A 19,708-nucleotide genomic window follows, 5' to 3' on the forward strand; every position below is an offset into this window, starting at 1 on the left:
TGCAAAGCATGGCCTACGATCTCGAAGAACAGGAACAGATAGAGAGTCTCAAGCACTGGTGGCGTGATAACGGCAACGTGATCACGTGGGTCGCCATCGTGGTGCTGCTGGCCGTGGCCGGTTGGTTCGGCTGGAAAAACTGGCAGCGTAAGCAGGCCGGCGAAGCGTCCGTGCTGTACGAGCAAGTGCAGAAGGCCGTTGATGGCAAGGACGCTGAAAAGATCAAGCGTGCCGCGACTGACATGGAAGACAAGTTCGGCGGCACGGCCTACGCGCAGATGACCGCGTTGGCCGCGGCCAAGGCGCTTTACGAAGCCAACGATGCGGCCGGCGCCAAGGCGCAGCTGCAATGGACGGTTGATCACGCGCGCGACGATGAATACAAAGCGCTCGCCAAGCTGCGTCTGGCCGGTCTCCTGCTCGATGAGAAAGCCTACGATCAGGGCATCGCGCTAGTCTCCGGCGACGTAGCGCCGGCGTTCGCGGGCTTGTACGCCGATCGTCGCGGCGATCTTCTGGCCGCGCAGAACAAGAACGAAGATGCCCGTGCCGCCTACAAGCTGGCGCTGGAAAAGTTCGGTCCGGCTGATGCTTCGGCGCGCCAGATCGTGCAGTTCAAGCTGGATGCCCTGGGCGGCGCCTGATTGGCGCACCCCATGCAATTCGACGCATAACAAAAGGATCCCGATTTCATGATTCACGCACTTGAGCAGGGTGGTGCTGCGCGCGGTGTTGCACGGGCGGCACGCGTGGCAGTGCTGGCACTGGCAGCGACGGCCGTCCTTGGCGGTTGCTCGCTGTTCAGCAGCAAGAACAAGCATGAGCCGGCCAAGCTGAAGGACGTTCAGCAAGTGCTGGTCGTGCGCCAGGTGTGGAGCGTGAGCGTCGGCAAGAGCGGCCGCTACGTGATGCAGCCGGCGGTGGCGGGCAACAACGTCTATGTGTCGGCCGCTGGCGGTACTGTGACCGCCCTGGATGGCGCCACCGGTCGCACGGTTTGGCAAGGCAAGGCAGACGTGGACCTCACCTCCGGTCCCGGCAGCGATGGCACCCTGACAGCCGTGGCGGGTGAGAAGGGCGCGGTCATCGCGTTCGACGAGAAAGGCGCACAGAAGTGGAAAGTTGCTGTCAACGGTGAAGTCCTGACGGCGCCGCTGGTTGGCCAGGGATTGGTGATCGTCCGTACGACCGATGGCCGCGTCATGGGTCTGGACCCCAGCAATGGCGAACGCAAGTGGATTTACCAGCGTTCTCCGTCGGCGCTGAACCTGCGCAGCAGTCTCCCGATGATTTTCTCCGGCGATAACATCATCCTCGGATTTGCAGGCGGCAAGCTCGGCGCACTGTCGGCCAGCAACGGCGCCTTGCGCTGGGAAGCTGCCGTGTCGTATCCGCGTGGGGTATCGGAAATCGAGCGCCTGAACGATGTGACGGGGGCACCGTCGGTCAACGGTTCGCAAGTCTGTGCAGCCAGCTTCCAAGGGCGCGTGGCATGTTTCGATACGAGCACCGGCGCACCGCGCTGGGGTCGTGATTTCTCGTCGCCGACCGGTGTAACGCAAGAGGATGACGGGCTGTTTGCCGCTGACGAGAAGTCGGTGGTCTACGGTTTTAACGCACAAAACGGCGCTGACCTCTGGAAGAACGACGCGCTGCTGTGGCGCGACCTCGGCACGCCGCTGGCGTTTGGCCGTGCGGTCATCGTGGGCGATTCCGAAGGTTGGCTGCACTTCCTGTCCCGTGATGACGGCAAGTTCGTCGCCCGCGTGAAGACCGACAGCAGCGCCATTGGAGCAGCACCCGTGGTAGTTGGCCAGACGCTGGTCGTGCAAACCCGCGGTGGCGGTGTCTACGGCTATCTGCCTAAGTAACATCGGCCGCCTTGGCCCGGATGGGCTGCGGCGGCACACGCATCACATCGGGGCGGTATCGCCGCCTTGAACTTGCGCCCGCGTATTCCGCGGGCGTCTTGCATCTGTGTCGTCAGGCATTCAGCCGTACAGATGCCAACCGCAGTTGCAACAACCAGAATTTGCCGTGGCGCCATTCGCGTGCGGCACACAAGCATGAAACCAGTCATTGCCCTCGTAGGGCGGCCGAATGTCGGCAAATCGACCCTCTTCAACCGTCTGACGCGCTCGCGTGACGCGTTGGTGGCGGATATCCCGGGCTTGACGCGCGATCGCCACTACGGTGAGGGCCGCGTGGGCGATCGTCCGTTCATCGCTATCGATACCGGCGGCTTCGAACCTGTCGCCAAGGACGGCATCGTTGCAGAGATGGCCAAGCAGACGCGTCAGGCCGTGGTCGAAGCCGATGTCGTGATCTTTATCGTCGATGGTCGTCTGGGGCTGGCGCCGCAGGATCGCGTGATCGCCGACTATCTGCGCAAAACCGGGCGCCGCATCCTTTTGGCCGTCAACAAGGCTGAGGGCATGCGCTACACCGCCGTCGCCAGCGACTTCTACGAGCTTGGCCTGGGCGATCCGGCTGCCATCTCGGCCGCGCACGGTGACGGGGTCAATGATTTGGTGGCCGAGGCGCTCGACCTGGCGTTTGCCGAGCGCCCTGAACTTGCCGAGGCAGCCGACGCGCACGACCATGGCACCCGCATTGCCATCGTTGGTCGTCCGAACGTGGGCAAGTCGACGCTGGTGAACGCGTTGATCGGCGAAGAGCGTGTGATCGCATTCGATATGCCGGGCACCACGCGCGACGCCATCTATGTGGATTTCGAGCGTAACGGCAAGCCTTACACGCTCATCGATACGGCCGGCTTGCGCAAGCGTGGCAAGGTGTTCGAGGCAATTGAGAAGTTCTCGGTGGTGAAGACGCTGCAGTCGATTGCCGACGCCAACGTGGTTGTGCTGATCCTCGACGCGCAGCAGGACATTTCCGACCAGGACGCGCATATCGCCGGATTCATCGTAGAGTCCGGGCGGGCGCTGGTGATTGGCGTCAACAAGTGGGATGGTCTGACCGGCCATGCACGCGATCGCATCAAGCACGATATGGAGCGCAAGCTGCAGTTCCTTTCGTTTGCCAACGTGCATTACATCTCGGCCAAGGAGGGCACGGGCATTGGCGCGCTGATGAAGTCCGTGGACGCCGCGTACGCTGCCGCCATGGTCAAGCTGCCGACACCCAAGCTCACGCGCGTGCTGATGGAGGCAGTCGAGTATCAGCAGCCGCGTCGCGCAGGCGTCTCGCGCCCGAAGCTGCGCTACGCGCACCAGGGCGGTTCCAACCCGCCAATCGTGGTGATTCACGGCAATGCGCTGTCGAATATTCCCGAGACCTACCGCCGCTACTTGGAAGGGCGTTTCCGGGAGGCCTTCCAACTGAAGGGCACACCGCTGCGGATCGAATTTCGTACGAACAAAAACCCGTACGCCCAATCGAACGATTGAGCATCGCACGGGCGGTGCTCCACGGCGGGGGCGTGTGACGCGGGGGCATTTGAACGGGGGATCACCAAAAAGGCCGAGCCATTTCATATGGCGGGGTCATCGGTTTTCCGTTTGCTTTCCCTGATTTCTAAGGCTAAATTCTCGAGACATGGCGCTTGGTGTCTGCAAATCCCAGGCGCCATTGGCGTCATTTGGACGCGTCTGGCCGACTCTTTTGACGAACTTTTTTTGCGTCGCCTGCTTGAACCCGGGCTTCCTAGCCCCATAACCCATCACTAAACCTATAAATCTGGAGTGTGCCATGAGCAACAAAGGGCAATTGCTACAAGACCCGTTTCTGAATGCGCTGCGTAAGGAGCATGTGCCGGTGTCGATCTATCTCGTCAACGGTATCAAGCTGCAAGGCAACATCGAGTCGTTCGACCAGTACGTCGTGCTCCTGCGTAATACCGTGACGCAGATGGTGTACAAGCACGCAATCTCCACCGTGGTGCCGGCCCGTGCCGTGAACTTCCGCGTGGACGAAGCGCCTGACGCCTGATTCTGCCTCGCTCCCGCCGCCGTCCGCGCGGCGGGACGCACCCACCCCGTTTCTCCCTTCTCTATTTCCCCGTTTGGCATCCCATCCCACCTCCAGCTCGGAGCCGACGCGCGCCATTTTGGTCGCCATCGATTTCGGCAAGCATGATTTCCAAGAAAGCCTGAGTGAACTGGCCCTGCTGGCCTCCACAGCCGGCTCTGAACCGGTGCGCGCGGTTACGGGTAAGCGTTCCCGGCCTGATGCAGCGCTGTTCATCGGCGCAGGCAAGGCGGAGGAAGTAAAGATCGCCGCAGACGAGGAGGACGCGGAAATCGTCATCTTCAACCACGCGCTGAGCCCAGCTCAGCAGCGCAACCTCGAGCGCTTTTTCGGGCGCCACGTGGTGGACCGGACCGGCCTCATTCTCGATATTTTCAGCCAGCGCGCGCAAAGCCACGTCGGCAAGGTGCAGGTTGAGCTCGCTCGCGTGCGATATCAGGCGGCACGTCTGGTGCGTGCGTGGAGCCACTTGGAGCGCCAGAAAGGCGGTGTCGGTCTGCGCGGTGGCCCGGGCGAGCGTCAGCTCGAATTGGACCGGCGGATGTTGGACGAACGCGCCAAGCGGCTATCGTCCGAGTTGGACAAACTGCAGCGTCAGCATGATACGCAGCGCCGTTCGCGCAGCCGCAACGACGCGTTTTCCGTCTCCCTGGTCGGCTACACCAACGCCGGCAAATCGACGCTTTTCAATGCGCTGACCAAGGCGCGCGCGTACGCGGCCAACCAGTTGTTCGCCACGCTGGATACGACATCCCGCCGGCTGTACCTCGAAGGGCTGGGCAACGTGGTGCTGTCGGACACGGTCGGGTTCATCCGCGATTTGCCCACGCAACTGGTGGCGGCTTTCCGCGCCACACTGGAAGAGACCGTCCACGCAGACGTGCTGCTGCACGTGGTGGATGCAGCCAGCACCGTCAAGCATGAGCAGATGGAGCAGGTAGATCGCGTGCTGGATGAAATCAATGCCAGCGGCATTCCCCAGATTCTGGTGATGAACAAGATTGACGCGGCGGAGGAGCTGCGTGCGGCTGGCCCGCGCATCGAGCGTGACGAATCCGGCGCCGTGCGGCGTGTGTTCGTTTCCGCCATCGAAGGTACCGGGCTCGATTTATTGCGCGAGGCGCTGGTCGAGACCGCGATCCGCTTGCGTGAGCACCCCGCGCCGCATGGCGGCGATTTCGATCCGCGCTTCGATACCCGCCGTGATTCGCTGCCGGCGCACCGTGACGAACTGTCGCAAAGCTTGCCGAACAGCGGTTCTTCAGCCAAAGGTGACGAAGAGGGCTGATAGAATGCCCCGTCACTCCTTCGCAGTCAGACAATCAGGACAAGCCCGACCGCTCATGCCCGAGATTTCGACCCAGTCTTCCTCCATGGCCTCGCCGCGTCCGGCGCGAGGTTTGTGGCACCGCTTGCGTGTGCTGCTTTCGCTGAACGATCCCCGCTGGGGTCGCGGCGATGACAACAACGCCGAGCGCGAAGGCAAAGACGAGCCAAAGCGTCAAAGCAAGCCGCCTCAGGACGGCCCCCCCGACCTCGACGAGTTGTGGCGCGACTTCAATCGCCGCCTGAATAACCTGTTCGGTCGCAAGGATAGCGGTAACGGTAACGACGGCCCCACGCCGCTGCGTCCGGGTAATGGCCGAAGTGGTTCGGGCCTGGGCGTCGGTGTGCTGCTGGCGGTGCTTGTTGGCCTGTGGCTGGCCAGCGGTTTCTTTATCGTGCAGGAGGGCCAGACGGGCGTGATCCTGCAGTTCGGCCGCTTCAAGTATCTGGCAACGCCAGGTATCAACTGGCGCTTGCCGTATCCGATCGAATCGCACGAGATCGTGAACCTGTCGGGTGTACGCACGCTGGAAATCGGTCGGACTACCCAGATCAAAGATACAAACCTGAAAGACTCGTCGATGCTCACGCAAGACGAGAACATCGTCGACGTGCGGTTCTCGGTTCAGTACAACATTGCCAACCCCGTCGACTACCTGTTCTACAACCGTACGGACCGCGGCGGCGATGAAGAGCTGGTGACGCAGGCGGCAGAGACGTCGGTGCGCGAGATCGTCGGCCGCAACAAGATGGACGCGGTGCTGTACGAAGGTCGCGATGCCGTTGGCCGCAACCTGGCCGAGTCGATTCAACGTATCTTGTCGGCGTATAAGACCGGGATCCGAATCCTTAGCGTCAACGTGCAGAGCGTGCAGCCGCCCGAGCAGGTGCAGGCCGCGTTCGATGACGTGACCAAGGCGGGGCAGGACCGCGAGCGTGCGATCTCCGAAGGTCAGGCATATGCCAACGACGTGGTGCCGCGCGCCAAGGGTACCGCCGCACGTTTGGGTGAAGAGGCGCAAGGCTACAAGGCACGGGTCATTGCACGTGCGGAAGGTGATGCGGCTCGCTTTGCGTCGGTGCAACGCGAATACGCGAAGGCGCCGCAGGTCACGCGCGACCGTATCTATCTGGAAACCATGCAGGACATTTACGCCAACTCGACCAAGGTGCTCGTCGATCAGGGCAGTGGCAGCCTGTTGTATCTGCCGCTGGACAAGCTGATCGCGCAAACGCAGGGCGATACATCGCGTCCGGCCGCCGCGCCTGGTGCGTCGCCCCAGGATAGTGGTTCTGCGCAGGGCGTGCCGACCCCCTCCAATCCGTCGCCGGCCAATGACGCAGATTCGCGCTCGCGCGAAGCACTGCGCAACCGTGACCGCGATTCGCGCTAACAGGAGGGCACTATGAATCGTCTGATTTCTGCCTTCGTGGCGCTGGTCATTGCCCTGGCGGTGTTCTCGTCGGTGGTGTTTGTGGTGGATCAGCGGCAGTACGCCGTGGTGTTCGCCTTTGGTGAGATCAAGCAGGTCATCAAGGAGCCGGGCCTGCACTTCAAGCTTCCGCCGCCGCTGCAGAACGTGGTGTTCATGGACAAACGCCTGCAGACCATCGATGTGGCCGGCGCCGACCGTTTCATTACGGCTGAAAAGAAGAACCTGCTGGTCGACTGGTTTGTGAAGTGGCGCGTGTCTGATCCGCGTCTGTTCTACGTGAGCTTCAAGGGCGATACTCGCCTTGCGCAGGACAGCATGACGCAGAAGATCAACTCCATCGCTCGCGATGAGTTTGCGCGCCGCACCGTGTCTGACGTGGTATCGACGGATCGTGAAGCGGTGATGCAGAGCATCCTCAAGGGCGTGCAGGAGTACGGCAAGTCGGTCGGCGTAGACATCATCGACGTGCGCCTGAAGCGGGTGGACCTGCTGGCCAGCGTGACCGAATCGGTCTATCGCCGCATGGAAGCCGAGCGTAAGCGTGTGGCCAATGAGCTGCGTTCGACGGGGGCTGCCGAGGGCGAAAAGATTCGCGCCGATGCCGATCGTCAGCGCGAAGTCGTCTTGGCCGACGCCTACCGTGATGCCCAGAAGATCAAGGGTGAAGGCGATGCCCGCGCCGCCGACATTTACGCCGATGCGTTTGGCCGCGATCCGCAGTTCGCCGCATTCTGGCGCTCCATGGAGGCGTATCGCGCGTCATTCCGTGACCGGAAGGACGTGATGGTGTTGCAGCCGAACAGCGATTTCTTCAAGTACATGCGCAGCCCGAACGGCGGCGGCTCGGCCGCAGCGCCAGCTGCCCAGACGGGGCGCCATCGCTAGTACAATGCGTCGCTGATCATTTGAGGCGGACAGACCCCGGCTTGCCGGGGTTTTGTTCGTTCGCCAACCGCACCCCATGGAAGAGTCACTCCCCACCGTTTTGCTGGCAGCGTGCGCGCTGGTGCTCGTAGTCGAGGGCATCCTGCCGTTTGTAGCGCCGCAGGCCTGGCGACGCGCTTTCCAGACGCTGACCGAACTGCCGGACGAAAAGCTTCGCGTGATCGGTCTCGTGTCGATGGCGATCGGGCTGATCCTCCTGCGGTTGCTGCATCGCTAGCCCACTCCCTGCGTTTTTACGAATTTCTGCTGTACCAAGACTCCCGAGCGAGACCGCCATGCCGACCAATTGGCTGCTGCCTGAATCCATTGCTGATGTGCTGCCTTCCGAGGCGCGCAAGATTGAAGAGTTGCGCCGCCGCATGCTCGACCTGTTCCGTACTTACGGCTATGAACTGGTCATGCCCCCGATGCTGGAGTACATCGAGTCGCTGCTTTCGGGCACCGGTCACGATCTGGATCTGAAAACGTTCAAGCTGGTCGACCAACTTTCGGGGCGCACCATCGGTCTGCGCGCCGACATCACGCCGCAAGTCGCCCGTATCGATGCACACTTGCTGAACCGTGCTGGCGTGACGCGTCTTTGCTATGCGGGATCGGTATTGCATACGCGCCCAAGTGGATTCCACGTCACGCGTGAGCCGCTGCAGATCGGTGCCGAAATCTATGGTCATGCCGGTCTGGAGGCTGACCTCGAAATTCAAGAGCTGATGCTTGCCGCGCTGTCGGCCGCCGGTCTGGCGGATGTACGCTTGGACCTCTGTCACGTTGGGGTGGTGGCGGCATTGCTAGACCAGTCGCCGGTTGCCGCTCGTATTCAGGACGACCTCTTCACGGCGCTCGCCGCCAAGGACGTCCCCGCTTTGCGTGCTATCACGGCCGACTTGCCGCCGACACAGCGCGACGCCATCAACCTGTTGCCAGCACTGTACGGCGGTGTCGATGTGCTGGACCGTGCGCGTAAGCAGTGGCCCGCGCTGCCCGCCATCGGCCGTGCGCTGGACGACTTGGCTACACTGGCCGAGCGCGCAGGCGGGGCAACCGTCAACATCGACTTGGCCGATCTGCGCGGCTACCACTACCACAGCGGTGTGATGTTCACTGCCTACGTGGCCGGTGTGCCGAATGCCGTGGCGCGTGGCGGTCGGTACGACAAGGTTGGAGAGGCTTTCGGCCGTGCTCGCCCGGCGACCGGCTTTTCGCTGGACTTGCGTGAGGTCGCAGGCATTTCGCCGGTGGAGGCGCGCGCCGCTGCCATCCACGCGCCCTGGTCGGGCGATGCCAAGCTTCGTGAGGCCATCGCTGCGCTGCGCGCGGCGGGCGAGATTGTCATCCAGTCGCTGCCGGGCCACCCGGAAGATCTGGAGGAGTTCGCTTACGATCGGCAACTCGTCGAAGAGGGCGGTCGCTGGATCGTCAAGCCCCGCAACGCTTCGGTCTGAAGTTGTTGCATAACGTTGTGTAAATACCCGGTAATTCCAGGGAAGGCCCTGGCAACAAGGGTAGAATACGTTTTTAACCCATCTGCAAATTCAACATGTCCGCACCAGCAGTGAGCCAAGGACGCAATGTCGTCGTCATCGGCACCCAATGGGGTGACGAAGGTAAAGGGAAAATCGTCGATTGGCTGACCGATCATGCGCAAGGCGTGGTTCGTTTCCAGGGCGGACATAACGCAGGCCATACCCTCATCATCGGCGGCAAAAAGACGATTCTGCGTCTGATTCCGTCGGGCATCATGCGCGATGGTGTCGCGTGCTACATCGGCAACGGTGTTGTGCTCTCGCCTGAAGCGCTGTTCAAAGAAATCGACGAGCTTGAATCGGCCGGCGTGCAGGTGCAGAACCGCCTGCGCATTTCGGAAGCAACCAACCTGATCCTGCCGTACCACGTGGCCATCGACAAGGCGCGCGAAGCCAAGCGTGGCGCCGCCAAGATCGGTACCACCGGCCGCGGCATCGGCCCGGCATACGAAGACAAGGTGGCCCGCCGCGCGCTGCGTGTGCAGGACCTGTTCGATCCGGCTTACTTTGCCGAGCGTCTGCGTGAGAACTTGGACTTCCACAACTTTGTTCTGACGCAGTACCTGAATCACCCGGCGCTGGATTTCCAGCAGACCCTGGACGAGATGCTGTCGTACGCAGGCCGCCTCGCCCCGATGGTGACGGATGTGTCGGCCGAACTGTTTGCCGCCAACGCGGCCGGCAAGAATCTGATGTTCGAAGGCGCGCAAGGCACGCTGCTCGATATCGACCACGGTACGTATCCGTTCGTTACGTCGAGCAACTGCGTGGCAGGCAATGCCGCGGCGGGTGCAGGCGTTGGTCCGGGCCAGCTGCATTACATCCTTGGCATTACCAAGGCGTATTGCACGCGCGTGGGTTCCGGCCCGTTCCCGAGCGAGCTGTATGACGCGGACAACCCGGCGCGCCAGGATCCGATCGGCGTGCGTCTGGCCAATGTCGGCAAGGAATTCGGCTCGGTCACTGGCCGGCCGCGCCGCACGGGCTGGCTGGATGCCGCCGCCCTGCGTCGGGCGATCCAGATCAACGGCGTGTCGGGTCTCTGCATGACCAAGCTCGATGTGCTGGATGGCCTGGAAACGCTCAAGCTGTGCGTCGGCTACATGCTCGATGGCAAGGAAATCGACATCCTGCCGCGTGGCTCCGATGCTGTGGCGCGTTGCCAGCCGATCTACGAAGAATTCCCGGGCTGGAACACCTCGACCTTCGGCCTGAAGGAGTGGGATGCGCTGCCCGAGACTGCTCAGGCTTACCTGAAGCGCGTCGAAGAAGTGGCTGGCATTCCGATCGCCATGATCTCCACCGGCCCTGACCGCGACGAGACCATCCTGCTGCGTCATCCCTACAAGGACTGATGCGCTGCTCTCAGATTCGCCCGGTGATTCGCCGGGCGAATTTGCATGGAGCGCCGTTTTTCATAGAACACGATAGCGGCAACTCACGCCGCATTCACGATACGAAGAGGTACACCATGAACCAGCCGATCAACGACGACTCGCACCTGTGGGTGTCTTGGGATGACTACCACGGCCTGATCGAGCGCCTGGCGCTCGTCGTGCACGAGTCGGGCTGGAAGTTCGACAAGATTCTGTGCCTGGCGCGCGGCGGCTTGCGTGTTGGCGATCAGCTTTCGCGCATTTACGACCTGCCGTTGGCCATCCTGGCGACGAGCAGCTATCGCGAAGCCGCTGGCACGCAGCAGGGCGATCTCGACATCGCGCAATACATCACGATGACGCGTGGCGAGCTGTCGGGCCGCGTGCTGTTGGTGGATGATCTGGTGGACTCGGGCATCACGCTGGAGCGCGTTGGGCGTCACCTCAAGGAGCGCTACCCGGCCGTGACCGACGTGCGTACTGCTGTGTTGTGGCACAAGGCGTGTTCGAAGATCAAGCCTGATTATGCCGTGCAGTTTCTTGCGACCAATCCGTGGATCCATCAGCCGTTCGAGGAATACGACACGCTGCGCCCGCATAACTTGGCGGCGTGGATCAAGCGCGGCAAGTCACGTTCAGCCGGCAACGGCGAGGCGCCGGCAGTTTGAGGCGTTGGTCGATAGCGTCGAGGAGCGAATGGAGTGGCGTGTGCGGCTTGCGTCGTGCGTGCCACTTCGGTAACCTGCTGTCACGGGCTGCAATATTGGCCCGAAACCCGCGTACGGATTGGCTTTGCAGGAGTTGGTCAATCGGAGGTGCGCGGTTGATCGAGGCGAGGTGTGTCTTTGTGGATGCACTGGGCTTCGAGCCCACCCAGCGTTTGGGGCAGGTGAGGCCGGTGATCCTGGCTCGGCCCTGGCGCGATAGCCAAGACACAATGCACGTCGCACTTCGCGGAATGTCGCATCAGCAACTGAACAACGGCAATCCAGCCGCAGAAAAGAAAAACGGCGCAACTTGCGTTGCGCCGTTCCTAAACTCTGGTGCCCAGGAGAGGACTCGAACCTCCACGGAGTTACCCGCTAGTACCTGAAACTAGTGCGTCTACCAATTCCGCCACCTGGGCAGGTGTGCGTGTACCTAAGCTGTAATTATTACGGGATCCAGCGATCCTGTCAACACTCTAGAAGAAAAAATTGAATCAACCGACTTATCCGATCCCGAGCCGCGAGGAAATCCTCGGTGTGCTACGCACGTCGGGGTCTCCGCTGTCTGCCACCGACATTGCCAAGACGTTGTCTGTCACGCGCAAGGAGCATGACGGTTTTATCAAGCGTCTGACCGCCATGGAGCGGGATGGTCAGATCGAACTCAACCGCAAGGGGCGCTACGAACTGGCGCACCAGCCCAATTTCATCGAGGGCCGCGTGATCGGCCATCGCGACGGCTTCGGCTTCTTCGTGCGCGATGATGGCGAGCCCGATATCTTCCTGCCCGAGCGCGAGATGCAGAAGGCCATGCACGGCGACCGCGCCCTGGTGCGTGCCGTCGGCTACGACCGCCGCGGGCGTTCGGAAGGGCAGATCGTCGAGATCCTGCAGCGGGCCAACAAGCGCGTCATCGGACGGTTGCTGTCGGAGAGCGGCACGCTGGTCGTGGCGCCCGAAGACAAGCGCCTGGGCCGCGACATCCTGATCGCGCCGAAGGGACAGGGCAAGGCCAAGGTCGGCCAAGTGGTGAGCGTCGAGATCCTGGAATATCCGGATCGCTACGTACAACCGATCGGCCGCGTGGTCGAAGTGCTGGGTGAGATTGACGACCCGGGCATGGAGATCGAAATCGCGGTGCGCAAGTACGGCGTGCCGCACGAGTTTTCCGAGCCGACGCAACGCGAGGCGGAAGCGCTGCCAGACGTGGTCCGCGACGCCGACCTGGCTGGCCGCATCGACTTGCGCGATGTGCCGTTGGTCACCATCGATGGTGAAGACGCACGCGATTTCGATGACGCGGTCTACGCAGAGCAGGTCAAGATCGGCCGCACCAAGGGCTGGCGTCTGATCGTGGCGATTGCCGACGTGTCGCATTACGTGCGGCCCGGACATCCGCTGGATGCAGACGCCATTGATCGCGCGACCTCGGTCTATTTCCCGCGCCGCGTGATCCCGATGCTGCCGGAGAAGCTCTCGAACGGCTTGTGTTCATTGAACCCGGAAGTGGACCGTCTGTGCATGGTCTGCGATGCGGTGATCACGGCCAAGGGCGAGATCAAGGCTTATCAGTTCTACCCGGCAGTGATGCACTCGAAGGCGCGCCTGACCTACAACGAGGTCTGGGCGATCCTGTCGAACGTGAAGGGTCCGGAGGCTGCCAAGCGTGCGCCGCTGGTGCCGCATCTGCAGGATCTGTACGAGCTGTATCAGACGCTGCTCAAGGCGCGCCGCGAGCGTGGCGCGATCGACTTCGACACCACCGAGACGTACATCGTCTGCAACGCGCAGGGCAAGATCGAGCAGATCCTGCCGCGCACCCGCAACGACGCGCACAGGCTGATCGAGGAGTGCATGCTGACGGCCAACGTCTGCGCGGCCGAGATGCTGGAGAAGTACAAACATCCGGCGCTGTACCGCGTCCACGCTGGCCCGACGGAAGAAAAGCTGCAGGCGCTGCGGGCCTTCCTGAAAACGAGCGGCTTGACCCTGGGCGGCGGCGACAAGCCGCAGGCGGCCGATTACGCCGAACTGATGGAAAAAGTGGCTGCGCGTCCTGACGCACCGATGCTGCAGACCATGCTGCTGCGCTCGATGCAGCAAGCGGTTTACAGCCCGGACAACATCGGCCACTTTGGCCTGGCGTATCAGGCATATGCGCACTTCACCAGCCCGATTCGCCGCTACCCGGACTTGCTGGTGCATCGTTCCATCAAGTCGATCCTGCATCGCACGCGCTATGTACCGGCGCTGGCACCGGGCGTGCAATTGAATAGCGCGCTGTCGCCCAAGGCGCGCCGTTTGCAAGCCGAAGCCGAGAAAGGCGTGCCGGCAGCGGTCGTCAACAAGGCCAAGACAGAAGCGATCTGGAATGAACTGGGCGTGCACTGTTCGGCCAACGAGCGTCGCGCCGACGAAGCCTCGCGCGATGTTGAAGCCTGGCTCAAGTGCTACTTCATGCGCGACAAGCTCGGCAACGAGTTCTCGGGCACCGTCAGCGCGGTCACATCGTTCGGCATCTTTGTGCAGCTGGATGAGCTGTACGTGGAAGGCTTGGTACACGTGACCGAGCTGGGCAGCGATTACTTCCAATACGACGAAGCCCGCAACGAACTGCGCGGCGAACGCACGGGCATCCGTTATCGCCTGACCGACCGCGTGCGCGTGCAGTTGCTGCGCGTGGATCTGGATGCCCGGAAGATGGATTTCCGCCTGATCCAGGAGCCTTCAACCAAGGCGCTGCGCCCGGCCAAGGTGACCGGCGCCCCAGAAGCCGCGACCGCGCGTCAGCCTGCAGGGGCAACGCCGGCGCCGCCGGTTGGCCGCAAGAAGCCGCGCCAGTTGGCCGCATTGCTGGGCGGTACGGCCAAACCGGAGGAGTCTTTTGACGAGACGCTTGATCGCGTCATCGAAGAGCAGCCGGTGTTTGAGCCGGGAGGCCGTGCCGTGCCCCCGGGCCATGCCCACGCCAAGCCAGCGCGTAAGAAGCAGCCGGCGCGAGGCCCGAAGCCCAAGGGCAGCGCCAAGACTGCTGCGCCGCGCAAGACAGCAGGCAAGGCTCCGCGCAAGACCAAGGGACGTTAAACCGGTTAAAGCGGCCGGGGAGCGAGGGCAGACGGGTACAATCGCGCCATGTCTAAGTCCAAGCTCCTCATCGGCTTTCATGCCGTTACCGCCCGACTGCGCCACGGCGCCAAGTCGATCGACGAAATCTACTTCGAGGCCAACCGCCGCGACCGCCGCATGCAGGATTTCCTGAAAGCGGCGGAAGCAGCGGGCGTGCGTCTCATCCCCGCTGATGCCGACCGTCTGCGCGGCATTGCCGGGACCGACCGCCACCAGGGCGTGGTTGCCAAGGCAGAGTCGCTGTCGCTGGCGCTCAATCTCGATGAACTGCTCGACGGCATCGAAGGCACGCCGCTGCTGCTGGTGCTCGACGGTGTGACGGATCCGCATAACCTCGGTGCGTGCCTGCGCGTGGCGGATGCTGCCGGCGCGCATGCCGTGATTGCACCGAAGGACCGCAGCGTTGGGATCAACACGACGGTCGCCAAGGTGGCCAGCGGCGCGGCCGAAACCGTTCCGTACATCACCGTGACCAACCTGGCGCGCACGCTGCGCGAGTTGCAGGAGCGCGGCGTATGGGTGATTGGCACGGCTGACGAGGCCGAAAAGGATCTCTACCAGGCGGACTTCAAGGGCCCCATCGCCATCGTGATGGGCGCCGAAGGTGAGGGCATGCGTCGCCTCACGCGCGAGACGTGCGACGCGCTGGTCAGCATTCCGATGGCGGGCAGCGTGGAGAGCCTGAACGTATCGGTGGCCAGCGGCGTGTGCCTGTTTGAAGCTGTGCGCCAGCGTGCAGCGGCACCTGCCAAGAAGTAATGAGTATCGAACCCTCGGCCGCATTGGCCCAGGCCCGTGCCTGGGTCGAGGCCGCCCAGCGCGTTATGGTGCTGACGGGCGCTGGCGTCTCAGCAGAATCCGGCGTGCCTACCTTCCGTGATGCGCTGACTGGCCTGTGGTCGCGGTTCAACCCCGAAGACATGGCCACCGAGGCCGCGTACCGCAAGCACCCGCGCACCGTGTGGGACTGGTATCAGGAGCGCCGCGAGCGCGTGCTGCAGGCGCAGCCGAATCCCGCCCATCTGGCGATTGCCGCACTGGCCAAGCGCAAGAGGGTGACGCTCGTCACGCAGAACGTCGATGGTTTGCACCAGCGCGCCGGCAGCGAAGGGGTGATCGAACTGCACGGCAACCTGTTTGCCAACAAGTGGTTGGGTGGCTGCGGCAAATGCGATATCGCCACCGCCGAGCAGGGCAGGCCGCCGCGTTGTGCGACGTGCGGCGCGATGTTGCGCCCCGGCGTGGTGTGGTTTGGCGAGCAGCTGCCCCTCGTGGCGAACTACCGCGCTGAAGAGGCAGCCAACACGTGTGACGTATGCCTGGTGGTTGGCACGTCCGGCATGGTGTATCCGGCGGCCGGGCTGCCGGGGTTGGCAAAGGACCACGGCGCTAAGGTGATCGTCGTGAATCCGGAGCCGAGCGCGCTGGATGCAACGGCCGACCTGGTGATCCACCAGCGGGCGGGCGTCTGCTTGCCCGCCATGCTGGAATAAGGCGCGGCGTTCTTCTTACGCTGCCACGCGCAGCGGCTCAATCAACGCTTCCAACTTGACCGCGTCCGCCGCAAACAGGCGGATGCCTTCGGCCAACTTTTCGGTGGCCATGGCATCGGCGTTCATGTGCCAGCGGAACGATTGCTCATCAGCCGGCAGCCGCACGATGTTGGCGGCGTTGGCATTGTCCGGAGAGAGCTTGCGTTCGACGGGCGCGTCGGACTGCTGCAGCTGGGCGAGCAAATCGGGGCTGATGGTCAGGAGGTCGCAGCCGGCCAGTTCAACGATCTGCGAGATGTTGCGGAAGCTCGCGCCCATCACTTCGGTCGGGTAGTCGAACTTCTTGTAGTAGTTGTAGATGCGCAGGACGGACTGCACGCCGGGGTCGTTCGCGCCGCCTTGTGCGATCGGGTCCCAGTTTGCGCCGGCGTCCTTCTTGTACCAGTCGTAGATACGGCCGACGAACGGCGAGATGAGCTGCACACCTGCTTCCGCGCACGCCACGGCCTGGGCCAGCGAGAACAGCAGCGTCATGTTGCAGCGAATGCCTTCGGCGCGGAGTTGATCCGCTGCGCGAATGCCTTCCCACGTCGACGCGATCTTGATCAGCACGCGCTCGCGCGCCACGCCACGCGCCTCGTACAACGCAATCAGATGCTTGGCCTTGGCGACCGTCGCCTCGGTGTCGAACGACAGGCGCGCATCGACTTCGGTCGACACGCGGCCCGGGATGATCGACAGGATTTCGCAGCCGAATGCCACGAGCACGGCATCGATGATGTCCTCCACGCTGTCGCTGCGGGCGTCACGCACGGCTTGTTCCAGCAGCGGACGGTACTCGGCCTTCTGCACGGCCTTGAGAATCAGCGACGGATTGGTCGTCGCATCGTGCGGCGCGAAGGCGCGCATGGCCTGGAAATCGCCCGTGTCGGCGACGACGGTGGTGAACTGCTTGAGTTGATCGAGCTGAGTCATGAAGCGAGTCCGAAGTGCGTTCCAGCGTTTCGCTGGAGGTGGAAAGGTGAATCGATTGTACTCCGCAGGTTTGCCTCCGCCAGCCGGTCGAGAGCCATCGCATTGATCCGGTACACTACCGGGTTTTCCGATCCCGACCGAGTTTTTGCGATGACGCAGGATGAACTGAAGGCGCTGGTGGCGCAGGCCGCAGCAGATTACGTATTGGCCAACGTACCCGAGGGCGCCGTGCTGGGTGTCGGCACCGGCTCGACCGCCAACCTGTTCATCGACGCCATGGCGCCGCACAAGGCGCGCTTTGCCGGCGCGGTGTCCAGTTCCGAAGCTTCGACGCGCCGCCTGCAGGGGCACGGCTTCACGGTGCTCGATCTGAATGAGGTCGATGCCATTCCCGTGTACGTGGACGGCGCTGACGAGATCGACGCCTCGGGCGCCATGATCAAGGGCGGCGGCGGTGCGCTCACACGCGAGAAGATCGTCGCCTCGGTCGCCAGCGTGTTTGTCTGCATCGCCGATGGCAGCAAGCTGGTTGAAACGATGGGTGCGTTCCCGTTGCCGGTGGAAGTGGTGCCGATGGCACGTGCGGCCGTGGCCCGCCAACTTGCTGGGCTGGGAGGTCAACCGCGTCTGCGCATGACGAAGGAAGGCCAGATCTACAAGACCGATAACGGCAACGTGATCATCGACGTGGTGGGCCTGCGCATTGCCGATCCGAAGGGCCTGGAATCGATCGTCAACGATATTCCGGGCGTGGTGACAGTCGGCCTGTTTGCCAAGCGCGGCGCCAATGTGCTGCTGCTGGGGACCGAAGCGGGTGTGCAGCGTCGCGATTTCTGATCGCTGTTCGCGCATTGTCGAAAGGCTGCCCATGCAAATGGGCGGCTTTTTTTGTGGTCGTTGCGGCGCGTTGAGTCGGCATTGCCCAAACAAAAAGCCGTTCAGTTTTGCGCTGAACGGCTTTTTATTGGCAACGGCCGATTAGGCCGAGGGCGGCGGCACGTAGCCGGCGGCCTCGTCTGCACCATCGCCAAAAAAGTACTTCTCGGTCTGCTTGAGCAGGTACTGGCGTGCGCGCGAGTCCGCCATGTTCAGGCGGTTTTCGTTGATCAGCATGGTCTGGTGCTTGAGCCAGCCGGCCCAGGCTTCCTTCGAGACGCTTTGCCAGAGTTTCTTGCCCAGTTCGCCGGGCAGGGGCGGGAAGTCGAGACCTTCGGCTTCCTTGTTGAGCTTGACGCAGTGGACCATGCGGGCCATGGGGATTCCTCTTGTGTGGCGGGAGCGCCGCTCGAGCGCGACGCAGGTGCCGCTATTGTAAAGGCCGCGCGCCGCCGGGCTAGGATTCCACGACGCGCGCCAAGGGTTTAGAGCTTCTTCATCAGCACCATCGAGCGCCGCTGCCAGTTGTACAGCTTGCGGCGGTCTTCCGGCAGATCGTCCACGCTGGCACGTACGAAGCCACGCTTGAGGAACCAGTGTTCCGTCCGAGTCGTGAGCACGAACAGGCGCTTGAGGCCCAGCGCACGGGCGCGCACTTCGGTGTGCTTGAGCAGGCGTTCGCCGTCGCCGGTGCCTTGGCTGTCTGGGGAGACGATCAGGCAGGCCATTTCGGCCATGCCGTCCTTCGGGTACGGATACAGCGCGACACAACCAAAGATGATGCCGTCGTGCTCGATGACCGAGAAGTTTGCGATGTCGCGCTCCAGCAGCCGGCGTTCGCGCGGCACCAGCGTGCCGTCTGCCTCGAGCGGCTCGATGAGCGAGACGATGCCGCCCACGTCGTCCAGTGTGGCATCGCGCAGATATTCCAGATCGGTGTGCGACACCATGGTGCCCACGCCGTCGTGCAGGAACAGCTCCAGCAGGATGCTGCCGTCCAGCGCAAACGGAATCACGTGTGCCCGGCGCACGCCGCCGCGCATCGCCTTGACGATGTGCTGCAGGTAATACGCCGTGTCGTGCGACAGGCTGCCGTCGCGCAGGCGTTCGATGGCGGTTTCCATCGACAGGTCTTGCTGCAGCTTGCCCACGCGGTCCATGATGCCGGGCAGCTCTGTGATGAAGATGAGCTTGTCGGCCTTGAGCGCGGTGGCGGTGTTGGCGGCCACGTCTTCCATCGACAGGTTGAACGCCTGGCCCGTGGGCGAAAAGCCTAGCGGCGAGAGCAGCACGATCTTGCGGTTGGACAGCGAGTGCTGGATCGACTCCGCATCGATCTTGCGCACCAGCCCCGTGTGCTGGAAGTCCACGCCGTTGACAATGCCCACCGGCCGCGCCGTCACGAAGTTGCCGGACACTACCGACATGCGCGCGCCGGCCATTGGGGTGTTGGGCAGGCCTTGGCTGAAGGCGGCTTCGATATCCAGGCGCAGTTCGCCGGAAGCCTCTTTGGCGGATTCCAGCGCGGCTGCGTCCGTTACGCGTACGCCATCCACGAACTGGGTTTTCACGTTGCGCAGGGCAAGCTGTTCTTCCACCTGCGGGCGCGAGCCGTGCACGAGCACGATGCGCATGCCCATCGCATGCAACAGCGCGACGTCGTTGACGAGTGCGCCCAGCATGCCGGCCTGGACCAGCTCGCCGCCAAAGCCGATCACGAACGTCTTGTCGCGGAAGGAATGAATGTAAGGCGCCACCTCGCGCAGCCAGTCCACAAACTGCTGCTGTTCGGGCGTGGGCGGAATTGGCGCGACGTCGACTGGGGCGGGCGTGTGCGCCGCCAGCGAAACGCCGGAGGCGGGGGCGGAGGAGCGAGCGGTCACGGACGGAGGAGGAAAAGCGGCACGGGGCGCGGGCCGGCGTAGGAAAGATGCGCGG

General features: G+C 63.0%; 18 protein-coding genes and 1 tRNA gene. 15 read left to right on the forward strand and 4 right to left on the reverse strand.

Annotated elements, in window-relative coordinates:
* The first annotated feature begins 8 nt into the window (after nt 1-8).
* The 11 genes from ACTJK4_RS14830 to ACTJK4_RS14880 all read left to right on the forward strand — a co-directional run bounded on the left by ACTJK4_RS14830 (nt 9) and on the right by ACTJK4_RS14880 (nt 11,261).
* Entirely contained in the window at nt 9-644 is a 636-nt protein-coding gene (locus ACTJK4_RS14830) for a YfgM family protein (protein WP_232042511.1), read from the forward strand.
* A 48-nt stretch (nt 645-692) separates the two neighbouring features.
* On the forward strand, nt 693-1,871 hold the full coding sequence (gene bamB, locus ACTJK4_RS14835) for an outer membrane protein assembly factor BamB (RefSeq protein WP_440818266.1): 1,179 nt from the start codon (nt 693-695) through the stop codon (nt 1,869-1,871).
* 195 nt (nt 1,872-2,066) lie between these two features.
* Nucleotides 2,067-3,410 carry a ribosome biogenesis GTPase Der gene (gene der, locus ACTJK4_RS14840; RefSeq protein ID WP_232042513.1) on the forward strand — a complete coding sequence of 448 codons (1,344 nt, stop codon included), beginning with the start codon at nt 2,067-2,069 and terminating at the stop codon, nt 3,408-3,410.
* A 301-nt stretch (nt 3,411-3,711) separates the two neighbouring features.
* Complete coding sequence (hfq, locus tag ACTJK4_RS14845) at nt 3,712-3,951, forward strand: RNA chaperone Hfq (RefSeq protein WP_004626316.1); 240 nt, start codon at nt 3,712-3,714, stop codon at nt 3,949-3,951.
* A gap of 73 nt (nt 3,952-4,024) precedes the next feature.
* Nucleotides 4,025-5,278 carry a GTPase HflX gene (gene hflX, locus ACTJK4_RS14850; RefSeq protein ID WP_440818267.1) on the forward strand — a complete coding sequence of 418 codons (1,254 nt, stop codon included), beginning with the start codon at nt 4,025-4,027 and terminating at the stop codon, nt 5,276-5,278.
* A 55-nt stretch (nt 5,279-5,333) separates the two neighbouring features.
* On the forward strand, nt 5,334-6,710 hold the full coding sequence (hflK, locus tag ACTJK4_RS14855; RefSeq protein WP_322016533.1) for an FtsH protease activity modulator HflK: 1,377 nt from the start codon (nt 5,334-5,336) through the stop codon (nt 6,708-6,710).
* 12 nt (nt 6,711-6,722) lie between these two features.
* The gene (gene hflC, locus ACTJK4_RS14860; RefSeq protein WP_260802643.1) at nt 6,723-7,637 is read left to right on the forward strand and encodes a protease modulator HflC; all 915 of its coding nucleotides are present in this window, start codon (nt 6,723-6,725) and stop codon (nt 7,635-7,637) included.
* A 76-nt stretch (nt 7,638-7,713) separates the two neighbouring features.
* Nucleotides 7,714-7,914 carry a DUF2065 domain-containing protein gene (locus tag ACTJK4_RS14865; RefSeq protein WP_232042517.1) on the forward strand — a complete coding sequence of 67 codons (201 nt, stop codon included), beginning with the start codon at nt 7,714-7,716 and terminating at the stop codon, nt 7,912-7,914.
* 58 nt (nt 7,915-7,972) lie between these two features.
* The gene (locus tag ACTJK4_RS14870; RefSeq protein ID WP_440818268.1) at nt 7,973-9,136 is read left to right on the forward strand and encodes an ATP phosphoribosyltransferase regulatory subunit; all 1,164 of its coding nucleotides are present in this window, start codon (nt 7,973-7,975) and stop codon (nt 9,134-9,136) included.
* Nucleotides 9,137-9,231: 95 nt separating this feature from the next.
* Entirely contained in the window at nt 9,232-10,572 is a 1,341-nt protein-coding gene (locus tag ACTJK4_RS14875) for an adenylosuccinate synthase (protein ID WP_232042519.1), read from the forward strand.
* 116 nt (nt 10,573-10,688) lie between these two features.
* Nucleotides 10,689-11,261 carry a phosphoribosyltransferase gene (locus tag ACTJK4_RS14880; RefSeq protein ID WP_045204246.1) on the forward strand — a complete coding sequence of 191 codons (573 nt, stop codon included), beginning with the start codon at nt 10,689-10,691 and terminating at the stop codon, nt 11,259-11,261.
* Between the two features lie 373 nt (nt 11,262-11,634).
* Here the strand turns inward: ACTJK4_RS14880 and ACTJK4_RS14885 are convergent.
* Nucleotides 11,635-11,719: transfer RNA gene (locus ACTJK4_RS14885), tRNA-Leu, on the reverse strand.
* Nucleotides 11,720-11,789: 70 nt separating this feature from the next.
* Between ACTJK4_RS14885 and rnr the strand changes: the two genes are divergently transcribed.
* Genes rnr through ACTJK4_RS14900 form a run of 3 tightly spaced genes read left to right on the forward strand, consistent with a single transcriptional unit; the run spans nt 11,790 to nt 15,919 of the window.
* The gene (rnr, locus tag ACTJK4_RS14890) at nt 11,790-14,384 is read left to right on the forward strand and encodes a ribonuclease R (RefSeq protein ID WP_232042520.1); all 2,595 of its coding nucleotides are present in this window, start codon (nt 11,790-11,792) and stop codon (nt 14,382-14,384) included.
* Nucleotides 14,385-14,432: 48 nt separating this feature from the next.
* A complete protein-coding gene (gene rlmB, locus ACTJK4_RS14895) occupies nt 14,433-15,185 on the forward strand; it encodes a 23S rRNA (guanosine(2251)-2'-O)-methyltransferase RlmB (protein WP_440818269.1) in 753 nt (250 codons plus the stop codon).
* Nucleotides 15,185-15,919, forward strand: a complete 735-nt coding sequence (locus ACTJK4_RS14900) for an SIR2 family NAD-dependent protein deacylase (RefSeq protein ID WP_440076982.1) — start codon at nt 15,185-15,187, stop codon at nt 15,917-15,919. Before rlmB ends, ACTJK4_RS14900 begins: the two co-directional genes overlap by 1 nt.
* Before the next feature lie 15 nt (nt 15,920-15,934).
* Here ACTJK4_RS14900 and tal read toward each other — a convergent pair whose 3' ends face one another.
* Complete coding sequence (gene tal / locus ACTJK4_RS14905; protein WP_232042522.1) at nt 15,935-16,894, reverse strand: transaldolase; 960 nt, start codon at nt 16,892-16,894, stop codon at nt 15,935-15,937.
* A 150-nt stretch (nt 16,895-17,044) separates the two neighbouring features.
* Between tal and rpiA the strand changes: the two genes are divergently transcribed.
* Nucleotides 17,045-17,731 (forward strand): ribose-5-phosphate isomerase RpiA, encoded by a 687-nt coding sequence (rpiA, locus tag ACTJK4_RS14910; RefSeq protein WP_316868821.1) that lies wholly within the window; start codon nt 17,045-17,047, stop codon nt 17,729-17,731.
* A gap of 141 nt (nt 17,732-17,872) precedes the next feature.
* Here rpiA and ACTJK4_RS14915 read toward each other — a convergent pair whose 3' ends face one another.
* Both ACTJK4_RS14915 and argA read right to left on the reverse strand, forming a co-directional pair.
* Nucleotides 17,873-18,148 (reverse strand): oxidative damage protection protein, encoded by a 276-nt coding sequence (locus ACTJK4_RS14915; RefSeq protein WP_004626344.1) that lies wholly within the window; start codon nt 18,146-18,148, stop codon nt 17,873-17,875.
* Between the two features lie 107 nt (nt 18,149-18,255).
* Nucleotides 18,256-19,653, reverse strand: a complete 1,398-nt coding sequence (argA, locus tag ACTJK4_RS14920) for an amino-acid N-acetyltransferase (RefSeq protein ID WP_260802636.1) — start codon at nt 19,651-19,653, stop codon at nt 18,256-18,258.
* Between the last annotated feature and the right edge of the window lie 55 nt (nt 19,654-19,708).

Source organism: Ralstonia sp. 22111, assembly GCF_052045895.1.
GTDB lineage: Bacteria > Pseudomonadota > Gammaproteobacteria > Burkholderiales > Burkholderiaceae > Ralstonia > Ralstonia wenshanensis.